The organism is Pseudacidovorax intermedius, from assembly GCF_003350475.1.
GTDB classification, from domain to species: domain Bacteria; phylum Pseudomonadota; class Gammaproteobacteria; order Burkholderiales; family Burkholderiaceae_C; genus Xenophilus; species Xenophilus intermedius.
The window spans coordinates 433,320-453,268 of the sequence record NZ_QQAV01000001.1 but is presented as its reverse complement, the minus strand read 5'-3'; the positions used below and the strand labels follow the sequence as shown (position 1 = coordinate 453,268).

The following is a 19,949-nucleotide window of genomic DNA, read 5'->3' as shown; positions in this document are numbered from 1 at the left end:
CCCCACGCCCATCGAACCCGCGCTGTTTGCCATGACCGATTTCTACGACGACCTCGAGACCCGCTCGCCGCAGGCGCGCGAAGCCGCCCTGATGGCCGCGCTGCCCGCGCAGATCCGCCACGCGCAGCAAAAAGCGCCCGCCTTCGGTCGCATCCTGCAGGGCGTGGATGCCTCGGCGGTCGACACGCGCGCTGCGCTGGCCAGGCTGCCGGTGACACGCAAGAGCGAGTTGCTGGCGCTGCAACAGGCGCGGCGTGCTGATGACGCCTTCGGCGGCTTCTCCGCCGTTGCGCGCGGCACGGCCATGCCGCGCGTCTTTGCCAGCCCCGGGCCCATCTACGAGCCGCAGGGCGCCCACGGCGACCATTGGCGCGTGGGGCGGGCGCTCTTCGCGGCCGGCTTCCGCGCGGGCGAGCTGGTGCACAACAGCTTCAGCTACCACATGACTCCCGCGGGCGCCATGATGGAAAGCGGCGCCCATGCGCTGGGCTGCAGTGTCTTCCCCGGCGGCACCGGCCAGACCGAGCAGCAGCTGGAGGCGATGGCCGACCTGCGACCCGATGGCTATGCGGGCACGCCCAGCTTCCTCAAGATCCTGCTGGAGAAGGCGGCCGAGAAGGGCCTGCGGCTGCCCTCGCTCACCAGGGCACTCGTTTCGGGCGAGGCCTTTCCACCGAGTCTGCGCGCGCATCTCGCGGGCCTGGGGGTGCAGGGCTTTCAGTGCTACGCCACGGCCGACCTGGGCCTGATCGCGTACGAGACGCAGGCGCGTGAAGGGCTGGTGGTGGACGAGGGCGTACTGGTCGAGATCGTCCGGCCGGGTACCGGCGACCCGGTGCCCGATGGCGAGGTGGGCGAGGTGGTGGTGACCACCTTCAATGCCGACTACCCGCTGGTGCGCTTCGGCACGGGCGATCTGTCGGCGGTCATGGCCGGAACCTGCCCGACGGGTCGAACCAATCGACGCATCAAAGGCTGGATGGGCCGGGCCGACCAGACCACCAAGATCCGCGGCATGTTCGTGCACCCGGGGCAGGTGGCCGACATCGCGCGGCGCTTTCCCGAGATCGGACGCGCGCGGCTGGTGGTCGAAGGCGCCACGGGCGATGACCGCATGACGCTCAAGGTCGAATGCAGCCAGGCCTCCGAAGGGCTGCAGGAGCGGCTGGCGGCTGCCATCCGCGAGGTGACCAAGCTGCGAGGCGACGTGCTCGTTCAGCCGCCCGGCAGCCTGCCCAACGACGGCAAGGTCATCGAGGACGCGCGCAGCTACGAATAGGCGGGCGGAGACGCCCCGCCCGTCCATCAGGCGGCGTTCGCCTGAGGATGGGTGCCCGCAGCCCCGGCGCGGCTTGCGCCATCATCTGAGCCACGGCCGGGCTCAGGCGTGCGCCACGGCCCCTTCGAACAACTTGACCATCTCGCGATTGAAGGCAGGAATGTCGTCGGGCTTGCGGCTGGTCACCAGTTGGCCATCGACGACCACTTCCTGGTCCACCCAGCGCGCACCCGCGTTGGAGAGGTCGTTCTTCAGCGATGGCCACGAGGTCATCTGCTTGCCCTTGACCGCGCCGGCATCGATGAGCGTCCAGGGCCCGTGGCAGATGGCGGCGATGGGCTTGCCAGCGTCGGCAAAGGCCTTGATCAACGCGATGGCCTTGGGCTCCAACCGCAGTGCGTCGGGATTCACCACGCCGCCGGGCAGCAGCAGCGCGTCGAAGTCATCGGCCTTGGCGCCGTCGAGCGCCACATCCACCGGAAACTTGTCGGCCTTGTCGTGGTGATTCCATCCCTGCACCTGGCCCTTCATGGGCGAGACGATCTGCGTCTTCGCGCCCGCCTGGTCCAGCGCCTTGCGAGGCTCGGTCATCTCGACCTGTTCGAAACCGTCTGCGACGAGGATGGCGACCTTGAGGTCCTTGAGGGAATCGGCCATGGGGTGTTCCTTTCGTGTGTGGGTGGGAGTACGAAGGGTTCACCCTAGGTGCGTGCGGGCCGGGCCGCATCGGCCAGTGGCCGTATCCCTTGTCGGACAGATCGACGGGCGTCAGGTGCCGCACAACGGCCGCTGTCCGAATCTCTCCCTCTCCCGCGAGGGGAGAGGGGCTCAGAGCGGTCCGCGCGCCGCCCGTCAATATCGCATCTGGATCAGCCGCTCCCGCATCGCCTGCAGAGCGGCGCGCATGCGGTCCACTTCGGCCGGCGCGCAGGCCGACAGGATATCGTCGGTGAGGGCGCTCACCGCCTTCTCGGCGCGCGCGTAGAGGCGCCGGCCCTTGGCCGAGATGTTGACCATCACCGCCCGGCCGTCGTGCTCGGCACCGCCCCGGGACACCAGGCCGCGTTCTTCGAGGCCATGCAGCATGCGCGTGAGCCGGGTTCGCTCGTAGGCCGTCCACTGCGCCAGTTCCTGCATGGCGATGGGGCCACGGCTGTGCAGGGTGCCCAGTGTTCGCCATTCGGTGGTCAGCAGGCCGTAGGGGCGCAGCACGTCCTGCAGGGCGCGGTCGCGCCGGTACACCACCTGGGTGCAGAGAAAGAAGATGTGGTCTTCGAGTTCCATGGGGCCATGCCTCCGGTCGCGGCCTCGCCAATGTAGCCGCGGTGCCCGTGTCTGCAAGCGCACTGCGTGCATATGCACGCAGTGGCACGCTCTTTGCTCGAATTGACCTGACGACGTGTCCAGCCCAGGGTCCGTGCGCCAGATCCGTGCATCCGCACGCAGATGGCGAACGGCAAATTGAACCGCCCCGCAGCGACGGCGCCACAACCTCAACCGACTGTTTGTGGAGAAGCCACGCATGCATGACACCGCCGCCTTCCTGGCCGCGCTGGGCGATGTGCCCGCCATTTCCGATCCCGACATCGTCCGGCGCAAGAGCCGCGACATGACGGCCAACTTCAGCCCCGTGATGAAGGACGACGCGCTGCGCCATGTGGCCGACGTGCTGGTGCAGCCGCGCGACCGTGCGGACGTACTGCGCGTGGCCTCCGCGGCGGCGCGCACCCGCATGCCGCTGGTGATGCGCGGGGCCGGCACCTGCAACTTCGGCCAGGGCATTCCGCTCGCGGGCGGCGCCATGGTGGACATGACGGCGCTCGACCGCGTGCTGGGCACCGACGGCCCGCGCGTGCGGGCCGAGCCTGGCGCGCGTATGGCCGCCATCGACGAGGCCACGCGGCCGGGGGGCTGGGAGCTGCGCATCCATCCATCGACGAAACGCGTGGCCACGGTGGGTGGCTTCGTGGGCGGCGGCCATGCCGGCGTGGGCAGCTGCGCCTGGGGCATCCTGCGCGACCGCGGCAACATCCTCGGCCTCGAAGTGGTGAGCGTGGAGGACGAGCCGCGCACCGTACAGTTGCGCGGCGATGCCGTCAACCGCGTGCACCATGCCTACGGCAGCAACGGCATCATCACCGCCATCGAAATGCCGCTGGCGCCCGCCTGGGACTGGCGCGAGGCGGTGGTGGTGTTCCCCGAATTCATGACGGCGGTGGAGTTCGCGCATGCGCTCTCCACCTCCGACGGCATCGTCAAGAAGCTGGTCAGCGTGCTGGGCGGGCCCATCTGGCGCATGATGCGCATGCTCAAAGACCTGGGCGGCGCGGACAACGACGGCATGGTTCTGGCCATGGTCGCCGAGCCGTTCATGGAGGCCTTCGAGGCGCTGGTGTCCGAATTCGGCGGCCAGCTCGCCAGCGTGGCGGCCGAGGGCCAGGGCCCGTACCGCGTGCCGATCTACGAGCTGGCCTGGGGCCATACCCGCCTGCACGTCAACCGTGACCATCCCGAGGTGGTCAGCAACGTGGGCCTGTACCTCGACCCGGACCTGGTGGGCGCCATCCGCCGCAGCCACCGGCGCTTCGGCCACTTGCTGGGCATGCATTTCGAAGCCAAGCGCTTCGACGGCAAGCTGAGCTTCCAGGGCTCGCCCTTCTTCCGCTACGAGGGCGACGAACACCTCGCGGAGGTCATGCGCGGCATGGCCGAGGACGGCGCCATGGTGGCCAACAACCACACCTTCCTGGTCAGGGAAGGCGGCATGAAGTCGGTCGACGCCGAGGACCGCGCCTTCAAGCAGGCCATGGACCCGCACGGCCTGATGAACCCCGGCAAGCTGCGCTTCGACGAGGCCGCCGCGCGCGAGAGCACCGGTGGCGACCTGCCCAGCGCCGGCTGGCGCTTTCGTGGCGCCCAGGCTGCCGAACCCGCCGACGCCTGATGCGCCCGCTCACATTCAAACCCACCATCTTCGCTCCAGGACGCCTGCCATGAACGCCCCCCACACCCTCACCCGCCGCAAGACCCTGGCCGCCCTCGGTGGCGCGGCGCTCGTCTCCGGCATGCCTGCCTTCCTGCCGCGCGCCAATGCGCAGGGCCTGACCAAGGTGAGCTTCCAGACCGGCTGGCTGGCACAGGCCGAGCACGGCGGCATGTACCAGGCGGCCGCCACCGGCATCTACAAGGAGCATGGCCTGGAGGTGGAGATCCGCCCCGGCGGCCCGCAGGTCAACACGGTGCAGCTGTTCATGGCAGGCAGCTCCGACTTTGCCGAGGCCGATGGCTTCCGCGCCTTCGCCTATGCCAAGGACAAGCTGCCCGCCGTGGCCGTCGCCGCCTTCTTCCAGAAGGACCCACGGGTGCTGATGTCGCACCCCGGCACCGGCAGCGACACGCTGGCGGGGCTCAAGGGCAAGCCGCTGTTCGTGGCCACGACGGGCCGCCAGACCTACTGGCTGTGGCTCAAGGCCAAGTACGGCCTCACCGACGACCAGCTCAAGCCCTATGCCTTCAGCCTGGCGCCCTGGCTGGTGGACAAGCAGTCGACGGTGCAGGGCTACCTGACCAGCGAACCCTTCAACGCCCGCAAGTCGGGCGTGGAGCCGGTGGTGCACCTGCTGGCCGACCAGGGCTTCGACAACTACGCCAGCGTGGCGATGGCCACGCCGAAGATGGTCAAGGAGCAGCCGGAGCTGGTGCAGCGCTTCGTCGATGCCACGGCCAAGGGCTGGAAGAGCTACCTGAATGGCGACCCCGCGCCGGGCAATGCCCTGATCAAGAAGCACAACCCGCAGATGGGCGACGACGTGATCGCCTATGCCATCGGCGCCATGCGCCAGTACGGCATCGTCGAGACGCCAGAGGCACAGGCCGCCGGGGGCATCGGTGCGATGAGTGCGGCGCGTTGGCAACGCTTCTACGATGCGATGGTCGCCGCGGGTGCGCTGGCGCCCGGGCTGGACGTCAAGTCCGCCTACACGATGCAGTTCGTGAGCGGCAAGCGCACGGCCTGATTTCCTTCGCCTCCATGACCCACGCCTTCTTCCAGCCACCCCAGGGTGGCACCTACGCCCTGCGCCACGTGCGCGCCCCGCGTTGTCTGATCGACGACCCGTCAGCCGACCGCCTCGCGCCCGCGGGCGACGGCGACCTGGTGGCGCTGGACCTGGCCATCGACGCCGGCCGCATCGCCGCCATCGCGCCCGCCGGCAGCCTGGCGCCCGAGCGCGGGCCGCACCTGGACGACTCGCTCGCGCTGCCCTGCTTCGTCGACCTGCACACCCATCTGGACAAGGGCCACATCTGGCCGCGCAAGGCCAACCCCTCCGGCGACGGCGCGGGCGCTTCGCGCGCGACGATGGAGGACCGCACGAAGAACTGGCATGCCGAGGACGTGCGCCGGCGCATGGACTTCGCACTGCGCACGGCCTATGCCAAGGGCGTGTCCGCCATCCGCACGCACCTCGATTCGCTGGCGCCGCAGGCGGACATCTCCTTCCCCGTGTTCCGCGAGATGCGCGAGCGTTGGGCCGGGCGCATCGCGCTGCAGGTGTCGTCCATCGCGCCGGTGGACATCTTCCTGGGCGATGAAGGCGTCCACCTGGCCAACGTCGTGGCCGAAAGCGGTGGCAACCTCGGTTGCGTGACCAAGTCGCAGCGCCACCCGGCCGAGGCCACGCCGCCCGAGATCGACGAGGGCATCGCGCGCCTTCTGACGCTGGCCACCGAGCGTGGCCTGGACGTGGACCTGCACGTGGACGAATCCACCGACCCGCGCGCCCGCTCGCTGATCCGCATCGCCAGGGTCGCCATCGCGCAGGGCTTCAAGGGCCGCATCCTGTGCGGCCACTGCACTGCGCTGGCGCTGCAGACCGACGAATTCATCGCCGAGACCATTGCCGCCTGCCGCGAGGCCGGCATCGCCATCGTGAGCCTGCCCACGGTCAACATGTACCTGCAGGACCGCAGCGTCGATGCCACGCGCACGCCGCGCTGGCGGGGCGTGACGGTGCTGCACGAACTCAAGGCGGCCGGCGTGCCGGTGGCCGTGGCCGGCGACAACTGCCGCGACCCCTTCTACGCCTACGGCGACCACGACATGCTGGACACCTACACCCAGGCGGTGAAGATCCTGCACCTGGACCATCCCTTCTCGGACTGGATCCGCGCCGCCAGCGCCACCCCTGCGCAGATCATGGGCCTCGATGGCTTCGGCCTGCTGCGTGTGGGCAACCCGGCCGACCTGACGGTGCTGCGCGCCCGCAGCTATTCCGAGCTGCTGGCCCGCGCGCCCTTCGACCGCGCGGTGATCCGCGCCGGCCGCGCCATCGACACCACGCTGCCCGACTACCGCGAGCTGGACGACCTCGTCATGCTGCGCTGAGCGGCGTCGATGGGGGCGCCGGTGCGCCGGCATCGCGCACGCCCGGCAGGCCGCGCAGATGGGCGGCGATGGCCTCGATGGCATGCCGCACCTTGGCCGGCTGGCCATCGCGCTGCGGCGTCACGGCCCAGACGGGCAGGGCGGGCGGCTGCCACTGCGGCAGCACGGGCACCAGCCGGCCGGCCTGCAGGTCTTCTTCCACATCGGCCCGCACGGCCAGCGTGAGCCCCAGGCCGCTGGCGGCCATCTGGTGCAGGCTGAGCTGGTTGTTGCTGGTCACGCGCACGGGCACGGTCTGCTCGGACTGCGCGCCGCCCGGGCCCGCGAGCGACAGTGCCAGCGTGCGGCCGTCGCGCGGGGCGCCCACCCATTGATGAGCGGGCAGGTCCGCCGGCGTGTGCGGCACGCCGGCCGCGGCAAGGTAGGCCGGCGCGGCGCAGATCAGGCTCTGGAAGTCGCACAGCCGCCGTGCCGCCCAGCCCGAATCGGGCAGCCGGCCGGCGCGAAGGGCGAGGTCGATGCGCGCGTCCACCAGGTCGATCATGGCGTCGTCCACCTGCAGCCGCAGCTGCAGCGCGGCATGGGCCGCCAGCAGCGGCGCCAGCGCGGGCGCCAGATGCCGGGCAAAGCCCACGGGCGCCGACACGCGCAGCTCGCCTTCCGGCGCCTCGCGCGCCAGTGCCAGCTGGGCGCGGGCCAGTTCGGCCGCCTCGACCATGCGCTGGCAGTGGGCGGCAAAGCGCGCGCCGGCATCGGTGAGCGCCAGCTTGCGCGTGGTGCGGTGGAGCAGGGTGACGCCGTGGGCCTGCTCCAGCGCGCGCAGCTGCTGGCTCACGGCCGAGGTGCTCACGCCCAGGCGGCGGGCGGCGGCGCTGAAAGAGCCGCTGCGCACCACCTCGGCGAAGAGCGCGAGGCGCTTGAGGTCGTCCATTGTGAAGTTGGGCTAAATGAAATTGTCTGGATTCTCGGACTTCTGGCTGGATCGTGAAGTTCATAACCTACGGGCATCGTCATCACACACGGTGCGGACTCCGCGCCAGGAAAGGAACAACCATGAACGTCGCCCTGATCGGCGCCACCGGCTTCGTCGGTGCCGCCCTGCTCGAAGAACTGCTCGCCCGCGATCACCAGGTCCGCGCGCTGGCACGCACGCCGTCCAAGCTGACGGCCCGCGCGGGTCTCGCGGTCGTCCAGGCCGATGTGCTGGATGCCGCTCAGGTCGCCAAAGCCGTGGCCGGCACCGAGGCTGTCGTCAGCGCCTTCAACCCGGGCTGGGAGCATCCGGACCTGTACAACCAGTTCCTCGCCGGCAGCCAAGCCATCGCCGCGGGTGCGAAGCAGGCGGGCGTGAAGCGCCTGATCGCCGTGGGCGGGGCGGGCAGCCTGTTCGTGGCGCCCGGCGTGCAGCTCGTGGACACACCCGAGTTCAAGAACCATGTGCCGGCCAACGTGGTGCCGGGCGCCCAGGCCGCACGCGACGAACTCACGCGGCTGCAGAAGGAAGAGGGCGCGCTCGACTGGACCTTCGTCTCGCCCGCGCCCATGCTGGCGCCTGGCGAGCGCACGGGCCGCTACCAGTTCGGCGGCGACGCCGTGCCGATGAAGGACGGCCAACTGGCCGGCATCACCGCCGCCGACCTGGCGGCCGCCATCGTGGATGTGCTGGAGCAGGGCCGCTACGTGCGCGAGCGCTTCGTCGCGTTCTCCTGAAGCGGCTGCGGTGCCTCAGCGCACCAGCGGATTGGGCGTGGGCGCCTCCACCCGCCGCAGCAGGTTGCGGTCGGTGTGGTGGAAGGGCTCGGCCTGCCCCAGGATCTGCAGCACCGTGTCCTCTTCGTAGCCCCAGGTGCCGTCGTCGTTGATCGTCACCTTGATGCGGAATTCGGTGGTGCGGAAGGCTTCCTGCAGGAAGGGCGCGGAGCAGATGCCCCAGGTCTCCAGCCCCTGCGTCGCGACCAGCTCGAAGCTGCGCGCATCGGCGGCGACGGTGCCGGCCGCCATCGCCACCTGGCCGCGGGGGATGGTCAGGGTGTGCATCACGCAGCCGGTGGCGGGCTCCCACAGCCAGTAGCCCACCTGCTCGTGGTAGGTCTTGACCTGGTCGGGCTTGGTGATGTGCGTGTGGTAGCGCAGGCCATAGAGCAGCTGGGGCCCGTTGGTCACCGGGTCGATGGGCTGCAGGCTGATGCGCTCGACGAAGGCCTGCTTCTTCGGCCCTTCGGCCTTGGGCTTGACGTCCAGGCCGCGGGTGCCTTCCCACACGCCGGCCATGGGTCCGAGCGGGCCCAGGTTGGCCAGGGTGTGGAGGTCGACGTCGCGGGGTTCGGTGTAGATGTCGCGGGTAGGGGCGTTCATGGCGTTTGTCGTGTTTCGGACGGAAAAGCGGCCGGGACTGTAGCGCGAGCACGCCCCGTGCCCGCGCCGCCTGGGGGTGGGCTCAGCTTTGTTTCCAGGGCAGGCCGCGCTTGCGCCAGCCGCCCTTGTTGCCGCGGTGGCCGTCGGTGTCCGCGTCGCCCTCGAAGCCTTCGAGGATGTTGTAGGCCTCGATGCCCAGCTCGGTGGCGCGCCGGGCCGCCGCCACGGAGCGCACGCCGCTGCGGCACAGCAGCACCACCTTGCCGCCCGGCGGCACGGCCGCGCGCAGGGCCTCGTCGAAGCCGGCGTTCATCGCCATGCCGGGCCACTGCTTCCAGGCCACGGCCACGGCGCCAGGCACGAAACCCACCCATTCGCGCTCGGCGTCGGTGCGCACGTCCACCAGCACGGCCTGGCCGGTGGTCATCCAGCGGGCGGCCAGTTCGGGCGTCACGTCGCCCGCATAGCCCTCGGCGGGGCGGGGCTGGTTGTCATCGTGGGAGGCAGGGGCTTGGGTCATGGTCGGCAGTTGGGAAAAAGGGCGGCTGCTATTGTTCCTCCAAGCCCGCGGACCGCGCGGTCGCGGTCCTTTCCCGCCAACGCCTTGCGCCTGCCGCGCGTTGAAAGCCCACCATGCCGAACCGCCCCTGCCGACCTCTCATGCCTGCGCTGCTGGCCGTCCTCATGGCCGGGGGCGCCACGCTCGCCACCGCGCAGAGCACCGACACCCGCAAGCCCGGGCCCTTCGAGCGCGCCCAGCAGCAGCGCTACGCCAACACGCCGTCGATGCGGGCGATCCAGCAGGGGGCGGACTTCAACACCCAGCAGCCGCCACCGCCGGTGGTGCCTTCCCGGCCGCCGCAGTGGCATCCGCACCGGCCGCCCGTGGTGATCTACGAGGACAGCCGCTACGCCCCCTGGGGCAATGCGCCCGAGGCTGCACCGCAGCGCCCCGCCAGCCGGCAGGACACGCCGCAGATCTGGTACGGCGGGCCGCTGCAGCAATAGCCAACGCCCGCCTTGGCTACAGTGGCGCCTCCTGCAACCCTGGAGACGCGCCGCATGGCCTCGTCCACCCCTTCCTTCGACTTCGACCTCTTCGTCATCGGCGGCGGCAGCGCTGGCGTGCGCGCAGCCCGCATGGCCGGCCAGCGGGGCGCCCGTGTGGCCCTGGCCGAATGCGCCGAACTGGGCGGCACCTGCGTCAACGTGGGCTGCATTCCCAAGAAGCTCTACAGCTACGCGGCCGGCTATGCCGAGGCCTTCGAGGAGGCGCCGGGCTACGGCTGGCACATCGACAGCGCCCCCCGCTTCGACTGGGGCCGGCTCAAGACGGCGCGTTCCAAGGAGATCCACCGCCTCAACGGCGTCTATGCAGGCTTGCTCGACGGCGCCCGGGTCACGCTGCTGCGCGGCTGGGCGCAGCTGGTGGACGGCCATACCGTGCAGGTGGACGGCAGGCGGCACACCGCGCGCCATGTGCTCATCGCCACCGGCGGCGCGCCCTTCCTGCCCGACGTGCCGGGCAAGGAACTGGTGAATGTCTCCGACGCCATGTTCGACCTGCCCGCCTTTCCGCGCCGGCTGATGGTGATCGGCGCGGGCTACATCGGCTGCGAGTTCGCCTCCATCTTCCGCGGCCTGGGGGCGGAGGTGACGCTGCTGCACCGTGGCGCCCACATCCTCAACGGTTTCGACCATGACGTGCGCGAGTTCCTGGCCCGCGAGATGGGTCGCGCCGGCATCGACCTGCGCATGAACCAGGAGGCCGCCTCCTTCACGAAGGGCGAGGGCGGCGAGATCGTCGCCACGCTGGCGCGCGGCCAGCGGGTGGCGGCGGACGCGGTGCTGGTGGCCACGGGCCGCCGGCCGCTCACGGCGGGCATGGGCCTGGAGGAAGCGGGCGTCAAGCTCGACGAACGCGGTGCCGTGGTGGTCGATGCCGAATACCGCAGCAGCGTGCCTTCGGTGCTGGCCATCGGCGACGTCTCGACCCGCCTGCAGCTCACGCCGGTGGCGCTGGCCGAGGCCATGGTGGTGGTGGACCGGCTGTTCGGCGAAGGCCGCCGCACCATGGACTACGAGTACATCCCGACCGCCGTCTTCACCCACCCCAGCGTGGGCACCTGCGGCCACACCGAGATGGAGGCGCGCACGAAGTTCGGCGAGGTGCGCATCTTCAACAGCGAATTCAAACCGCTGCGCCACACGCTGTCGGGCCGCGGCGAGCGCTGCTTCATGAAGCTGGTGGTCGACGCGAAGAGCGACCGTGTGGTGGGCCTGCACATGGTGGGCGCGGACGCGGGCGAGATCGTGCAGGGTTTCGCGGTGGCCATGCGCGCCGGTGCCACCAAGGCCGACTTCGACCGCACCATCGGCATCCATCCGACGGCGGCAGAAGAGTTCGTGACGATGCGCGAGCCCACCGTCGGCTGAGGGTGCACCGGGCCGCGCGCCAGGCGTCGGCGCCCGCAGGCCACCGGACCGTCATGAGGCGATGGCATGCGCATTGCAAAATGCCCGCATGCCCTACATGCCGCCTTTCATCGCCCCCACCCGCTTCACCGACCCCGACGCGGCGCTGGCCCAGGTGCAGCGCATCTACCAGGAGGGCCTGGCGCACCTGCGCGAGTCGATGCAGCGCTTCGTGGCCGGCGAGACGCTGCCCGGCCGGGTGCGGGCCTGCTACCCCTTCGTGCGGGTGCACACCCACACCAACACGCGCTACGCCACGCCCGCCACCTCGGGCCTGAGCTACGGCTTCGTGGCCGGCCCCGGCCGCTACGAGACCACGCTGAGCCGGCCCGACCTGTTCGCCCGCTACTACCGCGAGCAGTTCCGCCTGCTGCTGTCCAACCACCAGATCGAGCTGGAGGTGGGCACCGGCAGCGAGCCGATCCCGATCCACTTCTCCTTCGCCGAGAACGAGCACATCGAGGGCAACCTGAGCGCCGAGCGCCGCGCCCTGATGCGCGATGTCTTCGACCTGCCGGACCTGGGCGCCATGGACGACGGCATCGCCAACGGCACGCACATGACGCGTCCCGGCGAGGCAGAGCCGCTGTCGCTCTTCACCGCCGCGCGGGTCGACTATTCGCTGCAGCGCCTGCGCCACTACACGGGCACGGCGCCGGAGTGGTTCCAGAACTTCGTGCTCTTCACCAACTACCAGTTCTACATCGACGAGTTCGTGCGCTTGGGCCATGAGGCCATGGAGGACGAGGCGGGCGAATACATCGCCTTCGTCGAGCCGGGCAATGTGGTCACCCGCCGCCGCGGCCTGACGCAGGAACAGTCGGGCGACCTCGCCGAGCGCATCGGCGCCATGCAGGGCACGCCGCCCGGGCGGCTGCCGCAGATGCCGGCCTATCACCTGGTGCGCGCCGACCGCAGCGGCATCACCATGGTCAACATCGGCGTCGGCCCGGCCAACGCCAAGAACATCACCGACCACATCGCCGTGCTGCGCCCCCATGCCTGGATGATGCTGGGCCACTGCGCCGGCCTGCGCAACACGCAGCAGCTGGGTGACTATGTGCTGGCCCATGCCTATGTGCGCGAGGACCATGTGCTGGACGAGGAGCTGCCGCTGTGGGTGCCCATTCCCGCGCTGTCCGAGATCCAGCTGGCGCTGGAGCAGGCCGTGGCCGAGGTCACCGGCTGCAGCGGCGCCGAGCTCAAGGCCATCATGCGCACGGGCACCGTGGCCACCACCGACAACCGCAACTGGGAGCTGCTGCCGGGCAACGAGCCGCAGCGGCGATTCAGCCAGAGCCGCGCCGTGGCGCTGGACATGGAAAGCGCCACCATCGCGGCCAACGGCTTCCGTTTCCGCGTGCCCTACGGCACCCTGCTGTGCGTGAGCGACAAGCCGCTGCACGGCGAGATCAAGCTGCCCGGCATGGCCAACCACTTCTACCGCGAGCGGGTGGAGCAGCACCTGCGCATCGGCATGAAGGCCATCGACATCCTGCGTGCCGAAGGCACCACGCGGCTGCACAGCCGCAAGCTGCGCAGCTTTGCGGAGGTGGCGTTCCAGTAGCCGCCGGCCGGTTCACACCTTCTCAGGCCGCTGGCGTGAGCCAGTGGCCTGTGCCTTCCAGGTACGGCGAAGGCTGGGCGGTGCCCCAGCGCAGTGGCAGCGCTCCGCGTCGGCGCCAGCCGCTGACGATCTGCAGGCGCAGCACGCGGTCGACGCCCTCGAAGCCCAGTGCCTCGGGCGTGCCCGTCAGTACCTCTGCGCGCGCGGACAGCTGCAGCAGGTCGCCCCCTTCGAAGTCCACGAAGAGCAGCCCGGCCCACGGGTGCAGCAGCAGGTTGCCCAGGGTGTTGAAGAAGCGGTTGCCGTCGAAGTCCGGCACCGCCAGGGTGCCGTCCGCCGCCACCTGCACGAAGCCCGGCCGGCCGCCGCGGTGGGACACATCCACGCCCTCGGCAGGCCGGGCCGGGTCGGTGGCATGCGGATGGGCGCTGGCGATGAACAGGGTGTCGGCCTGGGCGATCAGCGCGCGGGCGGGCTCGTCGAGGCCGATGAGCGCCTCGGCCGGGGGCGGCGTGTGCGCGACAGGGTGCGGTGACGCTTCACGGGCCTGGATGTAGCGCGGGCAGTTGCCGAAGCTCTGGCCCACGGCCAGCTCGAAGCCCGCGGCATCGACGGCAGTCACCTGGCCGTTGAGCCGGTTGCGCCGCCGCGTGTGCGGCTCGATGCCGAGCAGGCCCAGTGGCGCGTCCAGCCGCAATGCCGCCGCCAGCGGGTCGGCGGCATCGGGCAGGGCGTCGATGCGCAGGCGGCGTGCATCGGGGGAATGCATGAAGCCCGGCGCGCCTGTCAGCAGGCTGGCCCACGGGCGTCGGTGCTCGTCCAGGCTGCCCAGCACCACGAAGGGCAACTGCGCGAAGAAGTCGCGGTGCTGCTGCGGCATGTGGTCGCGGATCACGCGCGGCCCCAGGGCGCCGAGCTGGGCATCCACGCCCTCCTGCCGCTGCAGGGCGATCTCGCCGTCGTGGAAGGTCATGGGGCGTCCCTCCGGCGCTCAGGCCAGCAGGCCGAGGCGCGAGCGCGGCATGGGCAGGAAGCCGGGCAGGGCTTCGATGCGGACCAGCCAGGCCCGCACCTGCGGATAGTCGTCCAGCGCCACATGGCCTTCGGGCGCGAGGGCCACATAGGCGTAGTGGGCAATGTCGGCCAGGGCGGGGCGCGCGGCGGCCAGGAAGTCCTGCGTGGCCAGGTGGGCGTCCATCACCTGCAGCAGGGCATGGGCCCGGGCCACGGCGGCTTCGTCCGTGGGACGGCCCATCAGCAGGGCGATGCGCGCGGCGGCCGGGCCGAATGCCAGGGGCCCCGCCGCCAGCGACAGCCAGCGCTGCACCCGGGCTGCGCCCACCGGGTCGGCCGGCAGCCACAGGGTCGGATCGGGCGCATACCGGGCGTTGAGGTACACGAGGATGGCATTGGAGTCGGCCAGCACCACGTCGCCGTCCTGGAGCACGGGCACCTGGCCGAAGCGGTTCATCGCCAGGAAGGCCGGACGCTTGTGCTCGCCGGCCTTCAGGTCCACGACCTGGCTGCGCCAGGGCAGGCCCAGCAGCGACAGGAACAGGCGCACGCGATGCGCATGGCCCGAGAGCGGGGCATCGTGGAGCACGAGGGCAGGGGCGGCCGGGGCCGGCTCGGAGGCGGGGGTGTGTTCAGGCATGCGCCCATTGTTTTTTGATACGGCCGACGGATCAATGCGAATCCATGGAAGACATTGCTCCGCTTTCCGGTGTAATCGCCGCATGGATCGACTCAAGGCCATGCAGGTGTTCGTGCGCATCGCGGAGCAGGGCAGCCTGACGCGGGCCGCGGATGTGCTAGGCAGCTCCCTGCCCGCGGTGGTGCGCACGCTGGCGGCGCTGGAGACGCACCTGGGGGTGCGGCTCTTCCAGCGCAGCACGCGGCGCATCGCGCTGACCGAGGATGGCCGCCGCTACCTCGACAGCGCGCGCGAGGTGCTGTCCGCCGCCGATGCCGCCGACCGGGCACTGACGCAGGAGGCGGGCGAAGCAGCCGGCCAGCTCACGGTGACGGCGCCGGTGCTGTTCGGCCACATGTACGTCGCGCCCGCCATCGTCGGCTTCATGCGCGCGCATCCGCAGGTGCGTTGCCGCGTGCTGCTGCACGACCGGCCTGTGAACCTGGTGGAAGAGGGCATCGACGTCGGCATTCGCATCAGCCCGCTGGAGGATTCGTCGCTGGTGGCGCAGCAGTTGGGCAGCATCCGGCGCGTGGTGGCGGCCAGCCCGGCGCTGCTGCGCGAGCGCGGACTGCCGCAGCACCCGCGGGACCTGGCGGATGCACCGGCGGTGCGGGGCCAGCTCGACGGCGCGCCCCACTGGTCCTTCGACGACCCGGGCCGGCGCACGCCGCTGCAGGTGCCGGTGGATGTGCGGCTGGCCTTCAACCACATCGCGCCGGCCGTGGAGGCCTGTGCGGCGGGCATGGGCTTCGGCCGCTTCTTCTCCTACCAGGTGCTGGGCCATGTGCGGGACGGGCGCCTGCAATTGGTGCTGGAAGACTTCGAGCCCGCACCGCGGCCCGTGAGCGTGATCTATCCGCATGCGCGTCACCTGCCGGCGCGCACCCGGGCGTTCGTCCAATGGATGAAGAAAGCCTTCGACGGGCTTCGGCTGTGAGCGCCGCAGAGGCACCCTCGCCGGTCGCCGGATGAAGGCTCAGGCCCTTAGTTCACGACGTCGCCGAACTCGGCGATGAAGGCTTCGGCAAAGGCCGCGCTGCCCGTGATCGACAGGTGGAAGCTGCGCAGCGCCGGACCTTCCTGGCGCTCTTCCAGGTCGGCGTCCCAGTCGCCGCCTTCCTCCACCGGGCCGCGCCGGCCGCGAAAGCGGCGCGCGGCCCAGCCCATCACCGTCTCGATCTCGGCACGCACGGCGGCCTCGCGCTCGGGGCCGACGGTGGCGAGCGCCTCGAACAGGCTGGTGTCATCGCCGCCGTCGCTGTGGTCGAAGAGCAGGTAGTCCAGCGTCATGGCTGCGGGTCCTTCGCGCCGTCGGATGCTGGGGCCGAGCCGCTCGCCTTCGCCGCCGCGGCGCGCAGCTTGTCCTTCTTGTTCGGCCGCTTGCCCTTGATGCCGCCACCCGCCGCCGGCGCATCGGCCGGCGCGGCCTCCTGCGGCTCGAAACCCGCGAGCTGCTCGCGCGGCACGCGCAGGCCCTGGCGCTTCTCGATCAGGCGGAAGTGCGCCTCGGCCGCAGCGGGCACGAAGCTCACGGCCACGCCGCTCGCACCTGCGCGCCCCGTGCGGCCGATGCGGTGCACATGGTCGGTGGGCGAGCGGGCCAGGTCATGGTTGACCACCGCCGGTAGCTGCGCGATGTCGATGCCGCGCGCCGCCAGGTCGGTGGCCACCAGCACCTGCAGCCGGCCGGCCTTGAAGTCGGCCAGCACCTGCGTGCGCTTGCCCTGGCCCAGCATGCCGTGCAGCGGCTCGGCCGAGAGGCCGCCCTTGCGCAGCTTGTCGGCCACGGTCTCGCAGGCATGCTTGGTGGCCACGAACACCAGCACCTGTGGCCAGGCTTCGGTGGCGATCAGGTGGCGCAGCAGCGCGGTGCGGCGGCCCTCGTCCACCGCGATGGCGCGCTGGGCGATCTGCGGCAGCTCGGCCACCGGCGCGGGCGCCGTCACGGCCACGGGGTCGTGCAGCAGCGCATCGGCCAACTGCACCGTGCGCGGCGCGAAAGTGGCCGAGAACAGCAGGTTCTGTCGCTGTGCCGGCAGCTCATCGAGGATGGCCTGCAGCTCGTCGGCGAAGCCCAGGTCCAGCAGGCGGTCGGCCTCGTCCAGCACCAGCACGGCGCAGTCCGAAAGGCGCAGCGCGTTGTGGCGCGCCAGGTCGAGCACGCGGCCGGGCGTGCCGATCACCAGGTCCGCGCCGCCGCGCAGGGCCATCAACTGCGGGTTGATCGAAACGCCGCCGATGGCGCGCACCACCTTCGGCCGCTCGGGCAGCGTGGCCGCCAGTGCGGCCACGGTGTCGGCCACCTGCGCCGCCAGTTCGCGCGTGGGCACCAGCACCAGCGTGTGCAGCGCGCGGCGCGAGCGGTGGCGCGGTGCCTCGTGCCAGCGCTGCAGCAGCGGCAGCACGAAGGCGGCGGTCTTGCCCGAGCCGGTGTGGGCCATGGCGCGCAGGTCGCGGCCCTGCAGCACCACGGGAATGGTCAGGGCCTGGATGGGCGTGGGGGCGGCATAGCCCTGCTCGGCCGTGGCCTGCAGGAGTTCGGGGCGCAGGCCCAGGTCGGCGTAGGTGGGGGAGGAAGACACGATGCGAGGAAGGGCCGGAAGAGCGCCGAGGAAGGGCTGCGGATTGTCCGCCTTCGCGCCCCGCCTACGGGCATGTCGGCCAAGGCGCCGTGTGCGCGATGACGTCATGGGCCTTTGCCACAATGCCGCGTGCCTGCCGATCCGACCCCTTCCACCGCCGCCTCGACCGCGCCGCTGCTGCAGGCCCGCCACCTGCGCAAGCGCTATGGCGAGGCCACCGTCGTCGACGACCTGAGCTTCGAGATTGCGCCGGGCGAATGCCTGGGCGTGATCGGGCCCAACGGCGCCGGCAAGACCACCACCATCCGCATGTGCCTCGGACTCACCGCACCCGACGGCGGCGAGATCGCGGCGCTGGGCGGCCTGCACATGCCGCGCGATGCGCGCGCCATCAAGGCGCAACTGGGCGTGGTGGCGCAGTACGACTCGCTGGACCCGGACTTCAGCTGCGCCGAGAACCTGGTGGTCTATGCGCGCTACTTCGGTTACTCGCGCCGTGACTTCGCCGCCAAGGTGCCATCGCTGCTGGACTTCGCGGCCCTGTCGCACAAGGCCGATGCCAAGCCGGGCGAACTGTCGGGCGGCATGCGCCGGCGGCTGTCGCTGGCGCGGGCGCTGGTCAATGACCCGAAGCTGCTGATCCTGGACGAGCCCACCACCGGCCTCGATCCGCAGGCCCGCCACCTGATGTGGGAGCGGCTGCAGACCCTGCTGCAGCAGGGCAAGTCCATCCTGCTGACCACGCACTTCATGGACGAGGCCGAGCGCCTGTGCCACCGCCTGCTGGTGGTGGACCATGGCCGCAAGATCGCCGAGGGCCGCCCGCGCGAACTGATCGCCGAGCACCTGGAGCCGCATGTGGTCGAGGTCTACGGGCAGGGCAGCGCCGGCTCCGCCCAGGCGCTGGCCGAGTCGCCCGCGTTGCGTGCACTGGCGCAGCGCACCGAGCTGAGTGGCGAGACGGTGTTCTTCTACACCCGCGATGCCCGCCCGCTGCTGGACGCGCTGGGCGCGCACGAGGGCCTGCGCACCTTCCACCGGCCGGCGAACCTGGAGGACCTGTTCCTCAAGCTCACCGGGCGCCAGATCCGCGAAGGTGGTTAACCCATGAACGACAACACGAACCTGCCTTCCGTCTGGTCGCCGCCGGCCGTCACGCGCCGCTGGTGGCCGGTCTTCCTGCGCAACCTGCTGGTGTGGCGCAAGCTGGCCGTACCCAGCCTGATCGGCAACATCGCCGAGCCGCTGATCTGGCTGGTGGCCTTCGGCTACGGCATGGGTGCGCTGGTGGGGGAGGTGAAGGTGGGCGGCACGGCGGTGCCCTACATCCTGTTCCTCGCCAGCGGCTCCATCTGCATGAGTGCGATGAACGCGGCCAGCTTCGAGGCACTCTATTCGGCCTTCTCGCGCATGCATGTGCAGAAGACCTGGGACGGGATCATGAATGCACCGGTGGGGCTGGACGATGTGGTCTTCGCCGAGATGCTGTGGGCGGGCTTCAAGTCGCTGTTCACGGTGACAGCCATCCTGCTGGTGATGCTGGGCCTGGGCATCAGCCACAGCCCCAAGCTGCTGGTGGCCTGGGTGATCCTGGCGGGAGCGGGCATCGTCTTCTCGTCCATCGCGCTGATCTTCAATGCGCTGGCCAAGGGCTACGACTTCTTCACCTACTACTTCACGCTGTTCATGACGCCCATGATGTTCCTGTCGGGCGTGTTCTTTCCGCTGGAGCAGCTGCCCGAGGTGGTGCGGGCGGTGGCGGCCTGGTTGCCGCTGGCCAATGTGGTGGCGCTGGTGCGGCCGCTCTTCATGGACCAGTGGCCGGCGCAGCCGCTGCTGCACCTGGGCGTGCTGGCGGCCTATGGCATCGCGGCCTTCTGGCTGGCGCTGGGGTTGACGCGGCGGCGCTTTTGCCAGTGAAGCGCGGGGCAGCAACCGCCCCCGCCCTACTCCATCAGCGGCTGCTGCCGCCGGATGAGCCACTGCTGCCACCCGAGCCGGAGCCCGTACCCGAACTGGAGCCCGAGCCCATGCTGCCCGAACCGGACGTGCCGGAGCCGCCCATCGAGCCGCTGCCGCTCGTTCCGGAACCGGAGCCCGTGCTGCCTGCACCCGATCCGGCACCCCGACCGCCAGGGCCGCCCGTGCCGGTGCCCGTCGGCCCCTTGCCACCGCGATGGCCCAGCTCTCCACTGCTGTTGCCCGCGCCACCGGTGGTCCCCGAATGGGCGCCGGACGCGCCACTGCCGCTCGTGCCCTGCCGGCGCTCGTCGTCCCGCTTGTCCGAACGCTTGTTCGTGCTGCTGCTGCCCGAGCCGCTGCCGGATTGCTGCATCGAGCTGCCGCCCGACGCGCCGCTGCCGCTGCTGCCGCCCATGGTGCCCGACGAGGAGCTCTGCGCGAACGCGAGGCCGGCGCCGCACAGCGCGGCGGCGATCAGCATGGGGCGAAGGGGGCGGAACGGGGTGCGTGTGTCTTGCATGAAGGGTCTCCTTGGATGTGGCGCACCGGATGGCCGATGCCCGTTCCCAAGCCGCCCGGCGACATGCTGGTCTTGGCTTCGGAACAGTCTTCACGCTAGGCGCGCCACTCCCTTGCCGGGTGGGTAC

Annotated in this window: 21 protein-coding genes; 11 read left to right on the top strand and 10 right to left on the bottom strand. The window is 70.8% G+C overall.

Going from position 1 to position 19,949, the window contains the following annotated elements:
• Positions 1-31 precede the first annotated feature (31 nt).
• Positions 32-1,279: a phenylacetate--CoA ligase family protein gene (locus DFR41_RS01920; RefSeq protein ID WP_114801494.1), complete on the top strand. Its 1,248-nt coding sequence runs from the start codon at positions 32-34 to the stop codon at positions 1,277-1,279.
• Positions 1,280-1,381: 102 nt separating this feature from the next.
• On the opposite strand, the gene DFR41_RS01915 is transcribed toward DFR41_RS01920, so the two are convergent.
• Both DFR41_RS01915 and DFR41_RS01910 read right to left on the bottom strand, forming a co-directional pair.
• Complete coding sequence (locus tag DFR41_RS01915) at positions 1,382-1,936, bottom strand: type 1 glutamine amidotransferase domain-containing protein (RefSeq protein WP_114801493.1); 555 nt, start codon at positions 1,934-1,936, stop codon at positions 1,382-1,384.
• Positions 1,937-2,131: 195 nt separating this feature from the next.
• Complete coding sequence (locus DFR41_RS01910) at positions 2,132-2,563, bottom strand: MarR family winged helix-turn-helix transcriptional regulator (protein WP_017760827.1); 432 nt, start codon at positions 2,561-2,563, stop codon at positions 2,132-2,134.
• A 238-nt stretch (positions 2,564-2,801) separates the two neighbouring features.
• Here DFR41_RS01910 and DFR41_RS01905 point away from each other — a divergent pair, with 238 nt between their 5' ends.
• From DFR41_RS01905 to DFR41_RS01895, 3 genes are read left to right on the top strand one after another with little or no spacing between them, the layout of a single operon-like run.
• Positions 2,802-4,223, top strand: coding sequence for an FAD-binding oxidoreductase (locus DFR41_RS01905; RefSeq protein ID WP_114801492.1), 1,422 nt, complete (start codon positions 2,802-2,804; stop codon positions 4,221-4,223).
• Between the two features lie 49 nt (positions 4,224-4,272).
• Positions 4,273-5,295, top strand: a complete 1,023-nt coding sequence (locus DFR41_RS01900) for an ABC transporter substrate-binding protein (protein ID WP_114801491.1) — start codon at positions 4,273-4,275, stop codon at positions 5,293-5,295.
• 14 nt (positions 5,296-5,309) lie between these two features.
• Positions 5,310-6,665 (top strand): cytosine deaminase, encoded by a 1,356-nt coding sequence (locus DFR41_RS01895; RefSeq protein ID WP_114801490.1) that lies wholly within the window; start codon positions 5,310-5,312, stop codon positions 6,663-6,665.
• Here DFR41_RS01895 and DFR41_RS01890 read toward each other — a convergent pair.
• A complete protein-coding gene (locus DFR41_RS01890) occupies positions 6,652-7,596 on the bottom strand; it encodes a LysR family transcriptional regulator (protein ID WP_114801489.1) in 945 nt (314 codons plus the stop codon). The two genes, DFR41_RS01895 and DFR41_RS01890, sit on opposite strands and share 14 nt — an antisense overlap.
• Before the next feature lie 122 nt (positions 7,597-7,718).
• Here DFR41_RS01890 and DFR41_RS01885 point away from each other — a divergent pair, with 122 nt between their 5' ends.
• A complete protein-coding gene (locus tag DFR41_RS01885; protein ID WP_114801488.1) occupies positions 7,719-8,375 on the top strand; it encodes an NAD(P)-dependent oxidoreductase in 657 nt (218 codons plus the stop codon).
• Positions 8,376-8,390: 15 nt separating this feature from the next.
• Here DFR41_RS01885 and DFR41_RS01880 read toward each other — a convergent pair whose 3' ends face one another.
• Both DFR41_RS01880 and DFR41_RS01875 read right to left on the bottom strand, forming a co-directional pair.
• A complete protein-coding gene (locus DFR41_RS01880; RefSeq protein WP_114801487.1) occupies positions 8,391-9,020 on the bottom strand; it encodes an FABP family protein in 630 nt (209 codons plus the stop codon).
• An 82-nt stretch (positions 9,021-9,102) separates the two neighbouring features.
• Complete coding sequence (locus DFR41_RS01875) at positions 9,103-9,540, bottom strand: rhodanese-like domain-containing protein (protein ID WP_114801486.1); 438 nt, start codon at positions 9,538-9,540, stop codon at positions 9,103-9,105.
• Positions 9,541-9,680: 140 nt separating this feature from the next.
• Here DFR41_RS01875 and DFR41_RS01870 point away from each other — a divergent pair, with 140 nt between their 5' ends.
• The 3 genes from DFR41_RS01870 to DFR41_RS01860 all read left to right on the top strand — a co-directional run bounded on the left by DFR41_RS01870 (position 9,681) and on the right by DFR41_RS01860 (position 13,062).
• Positions 9,681-10,028: a hypothetical protein gene (locus tag DFR41_RS01870; RefSeq protein WP_114801485.1), complete on the top strand. Its 348-nt coding sequence runs from the start codon at positions 9,681-9,683 to the stop codon at positions 10,026-10,028.
• Between the two features lie 54 nt (positions 10,029-10,082).
• Positions 10,083-11,456 (top strand): glutathione-disulfide reductase, encoded by a 1,374-nt coding sequence (gorA, locus tag DFR41_RS01865; protein WP_114801484.1) that lies wholly within the window; start codon positions 10,083-10,085, stop codon positions 11,454-11,456.
• Between the two features lie 88 nt (positions 11,457-11,544).
• Entirely contained in the window at positions 11,545-13,062 is a 1,518-nt protein-coding gene (locus DFR41_RS01860) for an AMP nucleosidase (RefSeq protein WP_017759497.1), read from the top strand.
• A gap of 22 nt (positions 13,063-13,084) precedes the next feature.
• On the opposite strand, the gene DFR41_RS01855 is transcribed toward DFR41_RS01860, so the two are convergent.
• Both DFR41_RS01855 and DFR41_RS01850 read right to left on the bottom strand, forming a co-directional pair.
• Entirely contained in the window at positions 13,085-14,035 is a 951-nt protein-coding gene (locus DFR41_RS01855) for a pyridoxamine 5'-phosphate oxidase family protein (protein ID WP_114801483.1), read from the bottom strand.
• A gap of 18 nt (positions 14,036-14,053) precedes the next feature.
• On the bottom strand, positions 14,054-14,716 hold the full coding sequence (locus DFR41_RS01850) for a glutathione S-transferase family protein (protein WP_114801482.1): 663 nt from the start codon (positions 14,714-14,716) through the stop codon (positions 14,054-14,056).
• 82 nt (positions 14,717-14,798) lie between these two features.
• Here DFR41_RS01850 and DFR41_RS01845 point away from each other — a divergent pair, with 82 nt between their 5' ends.
• Positions 14,799-15,695 carry a LysR family transcriptional regulator gene (locus DFR41_RS01845; protein WP_114801481.1) on the top strand — a complete coding sequence of 299 codons (897 nt, stop codon included), beginning with the start codon at positions 14,799-14,801 and terminating at the stop codon, positions 15,693-15,695.
• A gap of 47 nt (positions 15,696-15,742) precedes the next feature.
• On the opposite strand, the gene DFR41_RS01840 is transcribed toward DFR41_RS01845, so the two are convergent.
• Positions 15,743-16,048 (bottom strand): hypothetical protein, encoded by a 306-nt coding sequence (locus DFR41_RS01840; protein ID WP_114801480.1) that lies wholly within the window; start codon positions 16,046-16,048, stop codon positions 15,743-15,745.
• A complete protein-coding gene (locus DFR41_RS01835; RefSeq protein ID WP_244917619.1) occupies positions 16,045-17,340 on the bottom strand; it encodes a DEAD/DEAH box helicase in 1,296 nt (431 codons plus the stop codon). Before DFR41_RS01835 ends, DFR41_RS01840 begins: the two co-directional genes overlap by 4 nt.
• A 129-nt stretch (positions 17,341-17,469) precedes the next feature.
• Between DFR41_RS01835 and DFR41_RS01830 the strand changes: the two genes are divergently transcribed.
• Both DFR41_RS01830 and DFR41_RS01825 read left to right on the top strand, forming a co-directional pair.
• Positions 17,470-18,444 carry an ATP-binding cassette domain-containing protein gene (locus DFR41_RS01830; protein WP_211322536.1) on the top strand — a complete coding sequence of 325 codons (975 nt, stop codon included), beginning with the start codon at positions 17,470-17,472 and terminating at the stop codon, positions 18,442-18,444.
• A 3-nt stretch (positions 18,445-18,447) separates the two neighbouring features.
• On the top strand, positions 18,448-19,260 hold the full coding sequence (locus DFR41_RS01825; protein WP_114801477.1) for an ABC transporter permease: 813 nt from the start codon (positions 18,448-18,450) through the stop codon (positions 19,258-19,260).
• Positions 19,261-19,294: 34 nt separating this feature from the next.
• Here the strand turns inward: DFR41_RS01825 and DFR41_RS27850 are convergent, their stop codons facing one another.
• A complete protein-coding gene (locus tag DFR41_RS27850) occupies positions 19,295-19,822 on the bottom strand; it encodes a hypothetical protein (RefSeq protein ID WP_147284304.1) in 528 nt (175 codons plus the stop codon).
• Positions 19,823-19,949 lie beyond the last annotated feature (127 nt).